The following is a 13,847-nucleotide window of genomic DNA, read 5'->3' on the forward strand; positions in this document are numbered from 1 at the left end:
AAAATTACTTCTGAGTTCGGATTCCAACGGGAGAAATAGTTACATGGATGAGACGAGGCGTGTTGGCGACGCTGCTCAAAGCACCACCGCGGCACAGAAACCATCCGTCGATGATGTCATCATTGCCGCTGCGCGCGAAAGCGTAATGACTGTGGGCTTGCGTAGGACTTCGATTGCAGAAATTGCTCGCAAGGCAGGAGTTTCGCGTCCGACCGTATATCGTCGATACGCTGACATTGGTGAGCTTCTGGGGGAAGTGACCAACCGCGAAATCCTGCACATGCTTGAGGGGCTCCGCTATGTCCCTGGCGATTCGCGCGCTCGCATGTTGCTGCGTATTCGAATCGTCGTTCAACGCATCATCGAAAGTGACTTTTTCCCTGGCCTGGTCAAGACAGATCCCGACCGTGTCTTAGAAGCGCTCACTGGAGAGATGAGCGATACACAGCTGGAAATTGTGGAGAAATTCATTCTCCCCGGTGTCCGTCACGGGCAGGAAGACGGCACTATTCGCGAGCACGATCCATATCTGCTGGCGCGCAACATTTACCGTCTGATTCAGACGATGGTGCTGGTGTGGCGCCCGGATGGCAAGGACGCGACGCTAGACAAGGAATCTGTCGAAGAGGTCGTCGACATGGTTGACCGCTACTTGCGCCCGGATCCTGCGGATAACAAGAAGAACTAAGAAGTAAAAACCCGCCTGCATCTGGTATAAAACCAGTTCAGGCGGGTTATTTTTGCGCCCCCAGAAGGATTCGAACCCTCGACCAATCGGGTAGAAGCCGACTGCTCTGTCCACTGAGCTATGGAGGCTAGCTAAGAAAAGCATTGTAGCGTCTCTAATGTAGCCAATCACAACCGGTTCTGTTCTAGGGACTTTGGTCGCTAAGCTTAGGGCTATGACTGCCACGACCAAGGCCGAGACCTCTCCGCCTGTTAGCAAGGATAAGAAAGTCCGTAAATCTGCTGGTTGGTACGTTGTTTTTGTACTTATCGGCGGCGTTCTAGCTGGTTTGCTCTCGATGGCGTTCAACATGGATTCGCGCGCCACGTTGGGTATTCCCGATCCCGGCACAATCACCACCTTCGGGTTCCCGTTCGCGAAGGCGGCCGGTGAGCTGCTCGCCTGCCTCGGTGTCGGTTCGTTTATGCTCGCCGCTTTCGGTACGAAGCAGCGTGCCGACGGCACTTTGGGCCTCGACGGCTACACGGCATCCCGCACGGGTATGTGGGCCATGCTCGGCTGGGGCCTCATGGCGCTGATGGAGATTCCGCTGGTGCTCTCCGATGTGTCGGGCCAGCCGCTGTCGACGACGATTCAGCTGAGTAACTGGGCTGTGTCGTTGGAGCAGACCAAGGAGGGCTTGGCGTGGCTGTGGGTAGCTATTTTTGCGGGCATTGTGGCGCTTGGTTCATCGCTGACTCGTAAGTGGATTTGGCAGCCGGTGTTCTTCGCCATCAGCTTGGTGTCGATGATGCCGCTGGCGGTTGTAAGCCACAATGCCTCCGGTGGTGCCCATGACTACGGCACTAACTCCTACATCTGGCACTTGACCTTCACTGTGTTTTGGGTCGGCGGTTTGATGGCGCTGGTTGGCCACGCGCGTCGTCGCGGTGAATGGATGCCAGAGGTAGTGAAGCGCTATTCTTTCGTGGCGTTGGTGGCTTTCATCGCCATGTCTGCCTCCGGCTTCATTAACGCAGCCATCAACATTGACTGGTCTGACCTGGTCAGCAACAATTACGGCATCATGGTGCTGGTCAAGGCTGTGCTCACCATCTTCCTGGGTCTATGTGGCTATGTGCACCGCAAGATCACCATTCCGGAGATCGAGCGCGCTCAGTCGAATCGCCCATTCTGGCGCCTGGCCATTGTCGAGGTCATCATCATGGCGCTGACAATCGGCGTTGCCGTAGCTCTGGGCCGTACTCCGCCGCCACCGAATTTCTCTGAGCAGGCCGGTGGTGAAGGCCTGCCGTCGATTACGCAGATGCAGGTCAAGCTCGGTTACAACCTGGAAATCCCATTCGGTTGGGAAGCCATGTTCACGCAGTGGCGCTTTGACATCTTCTTCGGCTCTGCCGCCATCATTGCCGCGTGGATTTACCTGTACTGGCTCTACCTGCTGAAGAAGCGCGGCGGTACCTGGCCACTGTCCAACACCCTGTGGTGGCTCGCTGGTTGTGCCACGTTGCTGTTTACTTCGTGCAGTGCGCTGGGCGTGTACATGCCGGCTCTGTTCTCGGTTCACATGATCGCCCACATGCTTTACTCCATGGGTATTCCGGTCATGCTGGTGCTGGGTGGTCCGGTTACGCTTGCGCTGCGTGCGCTGAAGCCGGCCGGCCGCGATGGTCTGCCGGGTATTCGTGAGTGGCTGGTGGTCTTCATCAACAACCCGGTGTCGCGTTTCCTCACGCACCCGGTCGTGGCAACGGTGCAGTTCGTTGCGGGCTTTTACCTGCTTTACATGACACCGATTTATGACTTCTTGGCTGATGAGCACGCGGGCCACGTGTTCATGAACATCCACTTCTTGATCTCCGGTTACATCTTCTACTGGGTCATTATTGGTGTCGATGCTGCACCACAGCAGATTGAGCCGTCGGTCAAGCTGGTCACGCTGATGGGTTCGTTGCCGTTCCACGCTTGGTTCGGTATTTCGCTGATGCAGTCGCAGAAGGTGCTTGCCGAGACCTACTACGCCAGCCTGGATCTCCCTTGGGCAGTGAATCTCCTGGAAGATCAGAACGTTGGTGGTGCCGTCGCGTGGGCTGCCGGTGAGGTTCCGCTCTACATCGTTACCGTTGCGCTGTTTGTACAGTGGCGGCGTTCCGATGAGAGGGATGCAGCCCGCTACGACCGCGTCGCAGACCGCAACAATGATGAGGAGTTGGCCGCTTACAACGAAATGCTCGCTCGCATGAGCCAGCAGGTCGGTGTTGGTGGCGAGGACGAGCGCGATTACTACACCTCGGAGGTTGACGCGCAGCATCCGGTGCACATGGATAATCCGATTGATGCCTCGAAGAGGCGCGGAAGGTAGCGTCGTTAAGCTGATTTTGCATGCTTGACGACGAGGATTGCCGCGACTTCGCCCCTCAACTTCATACGTAGCCTGTGGATAGTTGTCTTTTCGACAAACTTATCCACAGGCTTTTTATGTACCTCTTTCATTTGTTTCTCGAAGCCGGAAAAGTAATTGGCACGGCACGAATGAGACACCTTCGAATTATTCGGCCGACGTAGGTAAACGCTTTCTTTGGGGGAGGAGCCCGATGTCTGAGGCAGTTATTACCGTGGTGGGCAATGTGGTCCATCATGTGGAAAATCGAAATACCAATTCTGGGGCAAAGGTCTGCAAGTTTTCTGTGGCATCCAGTAAGTCGTGGAGGGGGGAAAATGGCTGGGAGCAGTCGGAGACTTCGTACTTTGATGTTGAATGCTGGGGCAAGCTTGCCGAGAACGTGAATAACACGGTGTGGAAGGGCCAAGCCGTCATTGTCCACGGTCACGTTCGTACGGATCGCTGGGAGGGCGATGATGGTACGAAGCATCAGCGCCAGAAGATCATTGCTAAGGCGGTAGGTCCGAATCTGCGCCGTCACCTGGCAACGGTGAAGACTATGACTGAGAAGCCGCATGAGTCGCCGACTGGTCTTGGTGAGTCATCGACTGGGGATTCGGAAGCTTCGGTTACTGAGACAGTTGCGTCTCAGGCCGGGGCCGTGCGCACCTTCACTGCTAGTACGGGCGGCGCTGGTGAGGCGGGGAACACAGGTGCAGCTAGTTCGGAGCAGCGAGAAATGGCTGATGCAGGAGTCAGTGCGCCGTTCTAACCCAGGAGCCAGTACATCGTTGTAGAGCGGAATGAGGGGGAGCCGCTGAAAGAGCGGAAAGAGGGGAGGGGTAATTACTGCACGTGAGGTGACGCTGCTGAGAAAGGGGAGGGATCGCATACGATTCGGCAGCGTTATCTCGCAGCTAGTTTTGCTAGGAGCCTGGCAGAGATTTTGGTGGGAAAGGATTGCGGGTACGCCCATGTAGATTGTGCCTTTTGGTTCCTATGCGTAACCTCTACAGGGATTGCTTATTTCCTTTCTACGAGGGGACGAAATTCCACCATGGGTGAGTTCATCTACCAGATGAAAAACGTGCGCAAGGCGCACGGCGATAAGGTTATTCTCGACAACGTCACCATGGCGTTTTACCCGGGCGCAAAGATCGGCGTGGTCGGTCCGAACGGCGCAGGTAAGTCGTCGATTCTGAAGATTATGGCTGGCCTTGATCAGCCGAGTAACGGTGAAGCTTTCCTGGAGCCGGGCGCCACTGTCGGCATCCTGCTGCAGGAGCCTCCGCTGAATGAGGAGAAGACCGTTCGCGGCAACGTCGAGGAGGGCCTCGGCGACATCTTCGAGAAGAAGGCTCGTTTTGAAGCCATCGCCGAGGAGATGGCCACCAATTACACCGACGAGCTCATGGAAGAAATGGGCAAGCTCCAGGAGGAGCTCGACGCCGCTGATGCTTGGGAGCTGGATTCCAAGATTGAGCAGGCAATGGATGCGCTTCGCTGCCCGCCGGCGGACGAGCCGGTTACTCACCTCTCCGGTGGTGAGCGTCGTCGTGTAGCACTGGCAAAGCTGCTGCTCTCCGAGCCGGACCTGCTGCTTCTCGACGAGCCGACTAACCACCTGGACGCCGAGTCTGTGCTGTGGCTCGAGCAGCACCTGGCTAAGTACCCGGGTGCCGTCCTGGCCGTGACCCACGACCGTTACTTCCTGGATCACGTCGCTGGCTGGATCTGTGAGGTCGACCGCGGCAAGCTCTACCCGTACGAGGGCAATTACTCGACTTACCTGGAGAAGAAGGCTGAGCGCCTCGAGGTTGCAGGTAAGAAGGACGCCAAGCTGCAGAAGCGCCTGAAGGACGAGCTGGCGTGGGTCCGCTCGGGTCAGAAGGCTCGCCAGGCCAAGAACAAGGCCCGTCTGGAGCGCTACGAGCAGATGGTGGAGGAAGCCGAGCAGTACAAGAAGCTCGACTTCGAAGAGATCCAGATTCCGACCCCGCCGCGCCTGGGTAACCAGGTTGTTGAGGTCAAGGACCTGGAGAAGGGCTTCGATGGCCGCGTCCTGATTAAGGACCTGTCGTTCACCCTGCCGCGTAACGGCATCGTCGGTGTGATTGGCCCGAACGGTGTGGGTAAGTCCACCCTGTTCAAGACCATCGTGGGTCTGGAGCAGCCGGATTCCGGTGAGGTCAAGGTCGGTCAGACTGTTCAGCTCAGCTACGTTGACCAGGGTCGTGAAAACATCGATCCGGAAAAGACCGTCTGGGAGGTTGTCTCTGATGGTCTCGACTACATCGTGGTCGGCCAGAACGAGATGCCGTCTCGTGCGTACCTGTCTGCATTCGGTTTCAAGGGTGCGGACCAGCAGAAGCCGTCGAAGGTTCTCTCCGGTGGTGAGCGCAACCGTCTGAACCTCGCGCTGACCCTGAAGCAGGGCGGTAACCTGATCCTCCTGGATGAGCCGACTAACGACCTTGACGTCGAAACCCTGTCTTCGCTGGAAAACGCACTGCAGAACTTCCCGGGCTGTGCCGTGGTCATTTCCCACGACCGTTGGTTCCTGGACCGCACCTGTACCCACATCCTCGCATGGGAAGGCAACTTCGAAGAGGGCAAGTGGTTCTGGTTCGAGGGCAACTTCGAGGGCTACGAGAAGAACAAGATTGAGCGTTACGGCGAGGAGGCTGCACGCCCGTCGCGCGTCACGCACCGTCGCCTGACCCGATAATCTGTTTCGCGCGAATCTGATTTTTGCCAACGGCAAAGTCCGGAACCTTGTGGACTGGCTCGCACCAGTGCACAGGTCCCGGGCTTTCGCGTATTCGCAGGCTCGTAGCTCCAGAAAACGCCTATAGTTCTGGGTATGACTGAATCAGCACCATTTCGTACCAACGTCGCTATCCGCTGGTCTGATTTCGATCAGTATGGCCACGCCAACAACACCGCTTTCCTGGAATACGCCCAGCAGGCTCGTCTGGACTTTGTGATGCGCGGTCTCGGCGGCGGGGCAGGGATGCCTGCGGCAGTGGTGCGTCGCCTGGAGATTGACTACGTCCGCGCTATTTTGCCGGACACCCAGGAAGTTGTGGTTGAGACCGAGATCATCAACTTCGGTCGCACCTCTTTCACACTTCGCCAGACAATCTCCGACCAGCATGATCACATCGTTGCTGTGCTCGAAACCGTGATGGTGATGTTTGATCTCAAGACTGCGAAGGCAGTCGAGCTCTCCCCGTCTGCCCGCCGTGAACTGGAGCGTTTTGCAGCTCCCGCAATCGAAGACAACAAGGAAGACCAGGACAAGTAATTCGCCGTGACCACTTCTCATCCCGCTGCCGAGCTGACCTTTGGCACTCCCGATGCCCTGAAGAATCTGGGTGTCCTGGCCCATAAGGCCTACGCCCTCGACGAGAGCACGTTGCTACGCATCCGAGCACGTAAGACCGCCGCCGCTGGTATCAGTTCCTCGTCGGCACCTAACGCTGCGCCCGCAATGTCGCAGGTATGGGTGAAGACCCCAATCGGCCCGCTCGCCATGCGCACGATTGCGCTGCACGCGCTTCCCGACGACATCATCGTCACCGCCGCGGAGATTAAAGACATCGCAGTGCGTGCCTTTGCGCAGGCAAAAACTGCTGAGGACGAAGAGGAGAAAGAAGCTTCGCTCACCGCGATGCCATACCGCGTGCATGCGCAGTCGGCGTCCTCCTGGCCGGGATTCCTGCCAGTGCCGGAAGGATGGCAGGTTGTCGACTATGTTCCAGCGACTGCTTTCCGGACTCTCGAGAAGCAGGGGCGCGCGGTCGCCGTCGAATCTTCCGGCCCGATGGGCATGCCACCGTCTCTGCTGGACCAAAAGGTTCTCACTGTCAGCGGCGGTACCGGTGAAGCCACTGTTGATACAGGGGAGGGGCAGTCGCAGGCGACGTCGAAAAGCGTCGTGGACGTGACCATGCGGGACGTGTTTGCGCTGTGCACGATGGGCTTCATCCCGGAGCAACCGGATGAAAAAGAGCCGGTGCGCGTGTCCGCAAAGGGACGGTGGCACCGGCTGGATGGGCGGTTTGGCTCGATCTTTACGCTCGAGTCCTTTGGCGTGCTGCCGCTGCTGAACTAGCGGCGCAGGGCCTAATTCCTACTGCGCGTCGAAGCGGTTGATGAGCATGTCAGCAACCTGCACCATGTGGTTCCACATGGCTTCGCGCTGGGGGCGGGGGAGCTCGTCATCGGAAATGTCTGCGAGTGAGGCGCTCATGATTTCCAGCCAGCGGTCGCGTTCGGCCTCGCCGATGGAAAACGGCATGTGGCGCATGCGCAGGCGCGGATGACCACGCTGTTCGCTGTAGGTGTGCGGCCCGCCCCAGTACTGGACGAGAAACATACGTAGTCGATCCTCGGCGCCCTCCCAGTCATCGCTGGGGTACATCGGGCCGATGAGGTCATCGGAACGCATGCGCGTGTAAAAACCATGGACGATGCGATTGAAGACATCCTCGCCGCCGACGGAGTCAAAGAGCGTCTGAGAAGTTGTCATGGCACCAAGTCTATCGACTTGATGCCACGAAAACGATAACGGCCAAAGTGCCGGCCGAAATCACTTGTTACTTCGCGTCGAACTCGCGGGCGCGGAGAGCGAGCTTCACCAGGAACTGCTGCTCAGAAATGATGCGCTTGACCGGCGACGCAGTCTCCTCGCTGTCGAGCAGGCGCTGAGCGGCCGCGATTGCCGACTCGCTGATCTCCCAAGTGGGGTAGAAGCCCTCGAGGAGAGTCTGGGCCGTCTCGGAGGAGAACTGCTTCCACCAGCTGTTGGCAACAGCGAAGAAGTGCTCCGACAGCGAGGTTGCCGACTGCTCCGCGCTGATGGTGGCACGGGAGTCGTCGTCAAGCGCCTGCGCGAGCACTGCACCCGAGCCCGGCGCGTTGAAGCCGGCCAGCAGGTGGCGAATGACAAGGTTCGATGGGGCGTCGTCGCCGGAGACAGTCGCCTCAGCCCAGACGCGGGCCTTGTTGGCGAGCGTCGGCACGGAGGCGCGGCAGGCGATGGCGGCCTGCGCGCCGAGTGCTGAATTGTCGGTCTTTTCAAGCTCTGCGATGGCCTCCTCGCCTTCGAGACCAGCGGAAACCAGAGCCTTCAAGGCGCGCCACTGCATGTCGGTGTCGACAGTGACAGCGGGGAAGCCAGCCTTGTCGGCGTCGCCGGCGTAGATGGCGCGCAGTGCGTCGGCGACGTCGCTATTCGACGAGCCCACGGTAGCCAGAGCGTTAACGAAAACCAGGGCGCGGTCGGCGTCGGTTTCCTTCTTCGCGTAGTCCAACAGCCCCTGAGCCAGCAGATCGCGGCCGGTGGACTCGGCCCACTGAGGATCGGCGTAGACGTTGACGGCGCTGACCGCCTGAGCGATGACGCGCTCCAAGACGGAGAGCTTATCCTCGCCCGGGATGCCGCGAAGCACCAGGTTGACGAAGTCGCGAGCGCGCATCTGGCCTGCGCGAACCATCTGCCAGGTGGCGGACCAGCACAGTGTGCGCGCCATCGAATCGGTGAAAGCGCCGATGTTGTCGATGACGGTGGCAAGCGAGCCTTCGTCCAGGCGAATCATGCTGTAGGTGAGGTCGTCGTCGTTAACCAGCACGACGTCGCCAACTGGTGTGTCGACCAGATCTGGGACATCGGTGCGGGCACCGCGGACGTCGATTTCCACGCGCTTGGTGCGCTCAAGTACAGCGTCCGCGCCGGTGCCGCGCAGGTTGTAGATGCCCACTGCGATTCGGTGATCACGGAGTTCACCGGCACCCGGCTCGGCGCCTTCCTGCGTGACTGCGAAGGAGGTGTACTTGCCGTCCTCTTGATGGAACTCTGGCGCCAGGGTGGTGATGCCGGTGGTGGTCAGCCACTGATCGGCCCAGCCAGACAGATCGCGACCGGAGGCCTCGGAGAGCGCCTCCAACAGATCCGCGAAGGTGGCGTTGCCAAAGCGGTGGCGGGAAAAGTGAAGACGAGCACCGGCGAGGAAGGCGTCCTGACCAACGTAGGCGGCCAGCTGCTTGAGGGTGGACGCGCCCTTGGCGTAGGTGATGCCGTCGAAGTTCTGCTCGACGGTGTCAATGTCGCTGGCATCGGCGGCAATCGGGTGCGTCGACGGCAGCTGATCCTGCTTGTAGGCCCAGGCCTTCTCTACGTTGGCGAAGGTGGTCCAGGCGTGGCTGTAATCGGAAACCTCAACCTGTGCGGCGGCAGCCGACCAGGTAGCGAAGGACTCGTTGAGCCAGAGATCATCCCACCACTGCATGGTGACCAAATCACCGAACCACATGTGAGCCATCTCGTGCAGGATGGTGTCATTGCGACGCTCGTAGAGGTAATGAGTGGGCTTGGAGCGGAAGACGTACTCGTCGCGGATGGTCACGCAGCCGGCGTTTTCCATCGCACCCATGTTGTATTCCGGGCAGAAGATCTGGTCGTACTTGCCGAACGGGTAGGGCTCGCCGAAGTGCTTGGCGTAGAAGTCGAAGCCTTCCTTGGTCTCCTTGAATAAGGTGTCGGCATCGAGGTACTCGGCGATGGACTGGCGGCAGTAGAGGCCTAGCGGAATGGTCAGCTCTCCCTCCGGCTGGTGCTCAGCAGGGGTTTCCGGGTGCGGTGCGACAGTGCCGGTCCACGAGTCAGTGACCTCGTACCACGGGCCAGCACAGACTGCGACGAGATACGTCGACAGCGGAACATCCACTGAGAAGTCGAAGGTGTCGGCCTCATTGCCGTGGACATCGGTGGTGGTGCCGGTCTTGGCCACCGAGTTGGAAACAACCTTCCAACCCTTCGGTGCCACGACGTGGATTGAATACGTCGCCTTCAAATCCGGCTGGTCAAAGCAGGCGAACACGCGCTTGGCATCGGCAGTTTCAAACTGCGAGTACAGGTAGGTTTCGCCATCGGCGGGATCCTGGAAGCGGTGAATGCCCTGGCCGTTATTGGTGTAACGACAGTCCGCATCGATAACGACGGTGTGGTCACCTTCGGTCAGGTCTACGTTAATGCCGGTCTCGCTGTCATAGCGAGCGGCCTCCGTGGCATCGACGCCGTCGATGGTCACACTCTTGAGAACCGCATCACGCAGGTCAATAAAGGTGGAACCAGCGCGCTTCGCTTTCAGAGAAATTGTGGTCTTGGAAGCGAATGTTGGTGCGCTGTGCGGCCCACCGACAGGTGCGGTCGTAAGGTCGAGCGAGATGTCGTAGTGGGACACCTCGAGCATGGCCGCACGGTCGGCGGCCTCGGTCCTGGTTAGGTTCGTGGAAGTCATGCGACAAGTGTAACCACGACCCCGGATTGGGAATCGGGCAGTAGTGGGGTGGGCGGGGTGACCTCGACTTCCTCGCTCATTGCGTGTCGATTCGGGCGATCGATTGACGGTCGATTCGGCGAGATTTTGGCTTCTTTGGCATGCGAGCAAAGCCGAACGTGAATACACTTCGTTTCATGTACGAACTCAATGATGATGCAAGCAAGGTTGAACGGGTCAACGCGGCGTGGGATCGCATTGAAGCAAAGCTTGGCGATGACGCCCTGGAGGCCCCGGCGACAGAAGCGGAACTGGATCAGCTTGAGGCTGACCTCGGAGTAAAGCTGCCAGACTACGTGCGAGCTTCGTGGCTGCGGCACGCGTCTGTGGACGGTGAGCCGTGGGACGGTGGCTGGATTGCACCGCCGAAGTCGATTCTGAACGACTACAAGCTGTGGACTCAGCTGCAGGCGGACGGCGAGTTCGATGATTTTGAAGCCGAAAGCATGGACAGCGCCGACTCGGATGGCAAGTGGTATCACGAGGCATGGATTCCACTGGTCATGGACTTCGGCGGAAACAACTACTGTCTGGACATGCGCTCGGGGAAGATGGTCTCCATGGACCACGAGGTGGGCTCGGAGTTCCTGGACTACGCCGACTGGCCTGCCTACCTGGAGGCTGCTGCTGATTCCCTGGAGGCTACGGGCTTGCCCTGGAACGGCTAGGTAAGCAATCTGGACGGCGTCCGATGGGGGGGGGAAGCCAGTTAACGCCGGGGCCGGTAGAACTTCGGACCCATCCGAATTCATGAATGCGAACCGAAAAATTCCGCCCTATAGTCGTTGATAAGTCAATCAATGCTTTAGGAGGACTTTCACATGAGCAATCGAGACAAGGTCACTTTTTACTTCGACGTTTCCTGCCCGTTTTGCTGGGTGACGTCGCGCTGGATTAAGGAAGTCGAAAAGGTCCGCGACATCGAGATCGAGTGGAAGCCGATGAGCCTGTCGGTGCTCAATGAAGGCCGCGATGAACTGCCGGAAGATTACAAGTTCATGATGCAGTGCAACTGGACCCCGGCACGCCTGTTCAACGCCGTGTTCTCCCAGGATGGCCAGGAGGCCGTCGACAAGCTCTACACCGCGCTGGGCACGAAGGTCCACAACGAAAACCGCATCGATCGCCACGCGCATGTCGACGAGCCGGAGCACGCATTCGACGAGCTGATTAAGGAAGCCCTCGCAGAGGTTGGACTGCCGGAAGAGCGGCTGGCCCAGGCCTTGACCACTGAGTTCGATGAGCTCATGCGTGAAAACCACGCAGAGGCCATGAAGGAGGTCGGCAACGACGTCGGCACTCCGGTGGTCAAGCTCAACGACGTTGCCTTCTTCGGTCCAGTGCTTACCCGTATCCCACGCGGCGAAGAAGCGGGCAAGATTTTTGATGGCGCGGTTGCCGTCGCCAGCTACCCGTACTTCTTCGAAATTAAGCGCTCCCGGACTGAGGACCCGCGCTTCGACTAAGAAAGCAGTAGCAGCTGGGGCGCGCAGTTAGGAGAGCTGACCCGCTCCGGCTCCAGCATTCTTCCCGGTAGAGGCCTGCCGTTCTTCTTCGCTCATGGCAGCCCACCGTGGCGGGATGTAGATGCAGGTCGGGTCGGATGCGGTGTAATCCCCGGTCAACGCGTACGCGGTCGACCGGGACCCACCGCATACGCTGTGGTATTCACAGACGCTGCACTTTCCATGCCAATTGTCCGGATCGCGAAGGGCCTTGAACGCCGGCGAGTTCGAGTAAATCTCCTGGAACGGCGTAGCTTTGACGTTTCCGCAGTGCAGTGGCAGGAAACCATTGGGGTAAACATCGCCGATGTGGTCAATGAAGGCAAATCCTGACCCGGAATTGACGGCCATCGGAGAGCGCGGCCGACGTGGCTTCTCCGGCACAGCGCCGAGCAGCTTTGTCGTTTCCTCGGTCAAGTAGCGGTAGAGCTCGCCACCTTCATAGGGTGGCAGCCCCTTTTCCTTCGCTTCCTCCTGCTGCATGACGACGCGCCGATACTGCGGCGCCTCCGTCGTTTTAATGGCAATTCGGTTGGACACATCCGATAGCCAGTGCAGAACGTCCTCGCGTTCCTCCGGCGACAAAGCGCCCAAATCCGCACCGCGACCAGTGGGAACGAGGAAAAAGACGTACCACATCTTGGCCTGCATCTCCATGACGGTCTTCAGCAGCGCTGGCGCCTCATGAATATTTCCCTTGGTCAGGGTCGAGTTAATCTGCAGCCGGTAACCGGCCTCGTTGATGTGCGGAGCCATTTCGAGCGTCTTTTCAAAAGTGCCCGAAAATCCACGGAACTTGTCATGGGTCTGGGCAGTCGCGCCATCGAGCGACATGGACATCGCCTTGCCACCGGCCTCACGCAGTGACTGAATCCGCTCTGGCGTGAGCCGCGGCGTCACCGATGGAGATAGCGACATATTCAGGCCCTGCTCCGTGCCGAATCGCACCAATTCTTCCAGGTCATCACGCTCAAAAGGATCACCGCCGGTGAGCACTACAAGCGGCTTCGGCTTGCTATACGACGCCAAGGTCTCCAGCAGCATCTTGCCCTCGGTGGTCGAAAGCTGGTGAGGATGCGGCTCGTGCTGCGCATCTGCACGGCAGTGCTTGCAGACTAAGCCACAAGCCCGCGTGACCTCCCAAATGACAATAAATGGTTTCTTGTTGATGTCATGCCGAACCGTTCGCACCACCGGTGCGTGATGATTCCCATGGGAGCCATGGGCTTCAGGATCGACTTGGAAGTGAGCTTGCGGCGCAGGAGACACGGTAAAAGCACCCAATTTCCGGTTTCGAAGACGTGCTGAAACGCAAATACAGTCACTTTTCACCCTATTCGGCTGCGCAGGAGACGTCGTCAAGCAATACCTAAAACGGGTGCAGACGCCGTGGAATCCGTGGGAACCGCTAAACTTGCTGCCATGCGTATTTACCTTGGTGCAGACCACGCCGGTTTTGAGATGAAGAACCTGATTAAGGCCCACCTGGAGAAGGCTGGCCACGACGTCGTTGACTGCGGCGCTCACACCTACGACCCTGCAGATGACTACCCAGCATTCTGCATTGAGGCGGCGTCCCGTACCGTCGCTGATCCGGGCAGCCTGGGCATCGTGCTCGGCGGTTCCGGCAACGGCGAGCAGATTGCCGCTAACAAGGTCAAGGGCGCTCGTTGTGCGCTGGCTTGGTCGGTGGAGACCGCAAAGCTCGCCCGCGAGCACAACAATGCTCAGCTGATTGGCCTCGGCGGTCGTATGCACTCTGAGGAAGAGGCTCTGGCCATCGTCGATGCTTTCGTCTCCCAGCCGTGGAGCGAGGAGGAGCGTCACCAGCGCCGCATCGACATTCTGGCAGAGTACGAAAAGACTGGCGTTGCCCCGGAGCTGCCAGAAGCTTAAAGGGGTTGCTGTTCGCTATCTGTTGATAGGAA

Annotated in this window: 12 protein-coding genes and 1 tRNA gene; 9 read left to right on the forward strand and 4 right to left on the reverse strand. The window is 58.9% G+C overall.

Annotated features, from left to right (window positions below; genetic code table 11):
* The first annotated feature begins 43 nt into the window (after positions 1-43).
* Entirely contained in the window at positions 44-688 is a 645-nt protein-coding gene (locus QP982_RS05575) for a TetR/AcrR family transcriptional regulator (RefSeq protein WP_016422282.1), read from the forward strand.
* Positions 689-743: 55 nt separating this feature from the next.
* On the opposite strand, the gene QP982_RS05580 is transcribed toward QP982_RS05575, so the two are convergent.
* Positions 744-816 (reverse strand) — tRNA-Arg (locus QP982_RS05580).
* 86 nt (positions 817-902) lie between these two features.
* Between QP982_RS05580 and QP982_RS05585 the strand changes: the two genes are divergently transcribed.
* From QP982_RS05585 to QP982_RS05605, 5 genes are all read left to right on the forward strand, one after another.
* Positions 903-3,050 (forward strand): bifunctional copper resistance protein CopD/cytochrome c oxidase assembly protein, encoded by a 2,148-nt coding sequence (locus QP982_RS05585; protein ID WP_069359320.1) that lies wholly within the window; start codon positions 903-905, stop codon positions 3,048-3,050.
* Positions 3,051-3,282: 232 nt separating this feature from the next.
* Positions 3,283-3,843 carry a single-stranded DNA-binding protein gene (locus QP982_RS05590; RefSeq protein WP_284870289.1) on the forward strand — a complete coding sequence of 187 codons (561 nt, stop codon included), beginning with the start codon at positions 3,283-3,285 and terminating at the stop codon, positions 3,841-3,843.
* Between the two features lie 285 nt (positions 3,844-4,128).
* Positions 4,129-5,799 carry an energy-dependent translational throttle protein EttA gene (gene ettA / locus QP982_RS05595; protein WP_016422285.1) on the forward strand — a complete coding sequence of 557 codons (1,671 nt, stop codon included), beginning with the start codon at positions 4,129-4,131 and terminating at the stop codon, positions 5,797-5,799.
* Between the two features lie 135 nt (positions 5,800-5,934).
* Positions 5,935-6,378 carry an acyl-CoA thioesterase gene (locus tag QP982_RS05600; protein ID WP_016422286.1) on the forward strand — a complete coding sequence of 148 codons (444 nt, stop codon included), beginning with the start codon at positions 5,935-5,937 and terminating at the stop codon, positions 6,376-6,378.
* A gap of 6 nt (positions 6,379-6,384) precedes the next feature.
* On the forward strand, positions 6,385-7,188 hold the full coding sequence (locus QP982_RS05605; RefSeq protein WP_070607783.1) for a DUF8185 domain-containing protein: 804 nt from the start codon (positions 6,385-6,387) through the stop codon (positions 7,186-7,188).
* 18 nt (positions 7,189-7,206) lie between these two features.
* On the opposite strand, the gene QP982_RS05610 is transcribed toward QP982_RS05605, so the two are convergent.
* The gene (locus tag QP982_RS05610; RefSeq protein ID WP_016422288.1) at positions 7,207-7,605 is read right to left on the reverse strand and encodes a globin; all 399 of its coding nucleotides are present in this window, start codon (positions 7,603-7,605) and stop codon (positions 7,207-7,209) included.
* A 67-nt stretch (positions 7,606-7,672) separates the two neighbouring features.
* Positions 7,673-10,375: an aminopeptidase N gene (gene pepN, locus QP982_RS05615; protein WP_284870290.1), complete on the reverse strand. Its 2,703-nt coding sequence runs from the start codon at positions 10,373-10,375 to the stop codon at positions 7,673-7,675.
* A gap of 176 nt (positions 10,376-10,551) precedes the next feature.
* Here pepN and QP982_RS05620 point away from each other — a divergent pair, with 176 nt between their 5' ends.
* Both QP982_RS05620 and QP982_RS05625 read left to right on the forward strand, forming a co-directional pair.
* Positions 10,552-11,082 (forward strand): SMI1/KNR4 family protein, encoded by a 531-nt coding sequence (locus tag QP982_RS05620; protein ID WP_224433852.1) that lies wholly within the window; start codon positions 10,552-10,554, stop codon positions 11,080-11,082.
* 153 nt (positions 11,083-11,235) lie between these two features.
* The gene (locus QP982_RS05625; RefSeq protein ID WP_070566874.1) at positions 11,236-11,880 is read left to right on the forward strand and encodes a mycothiol-dependent nitroreductase Rv2466c family protein; all 645 of its coding nucleotides are present in this window, start codon (positions 11,236-11,238) and stop codon (positions 11,878-11,880) included.
* Between the two features lie 27 nt (positions 11,881-11,907).
* Here QP982_RS05625 and QP982_RS05630 read toward each other — a convergent pair whose 3' ends face one another.
* Positions 11,908-13,113, reverse strand: a complete 1,206-nt coding sequence (locus tag QP982_RS05630) for a TIGR04053 family radical SAM/SPASM domain-containing protein (RefSeq protein WP_147722507.1) — start codon at positions 13,111-13,113, stop codon at positions 11,908-11,910.
* Positions 13,114-13,341: 228 nt separating this feature from the next.
* On the opposite strand from QP982_RS05630, the gene QP982_RS05635 reads away from it, so the two are divergent.
* On the forward strand, positions 13,342-13,815 hold the full coding sequence (locus QP982_RS05635) for a ribose-5-phosphate isomerase (RefSeq protein ID WP_005511109.1): 474 nt from the start codon (positions 13,342-13,344) through the stop codon (positions 13,813-13,815).
* Positions 13,816-13,847: the final 32 nt, after the last annotated feature.

The organism is Corynebacterium sp. MSK019 (assembly GCF_030232425.1).
GTDB classification, from domain to species: Bacteria; Actinomycetota; Actinomycetes; order Mycobacteriales; family Mycobacteriaceae; genus Corynebacterium; species Corynebacterium jeikeium_D.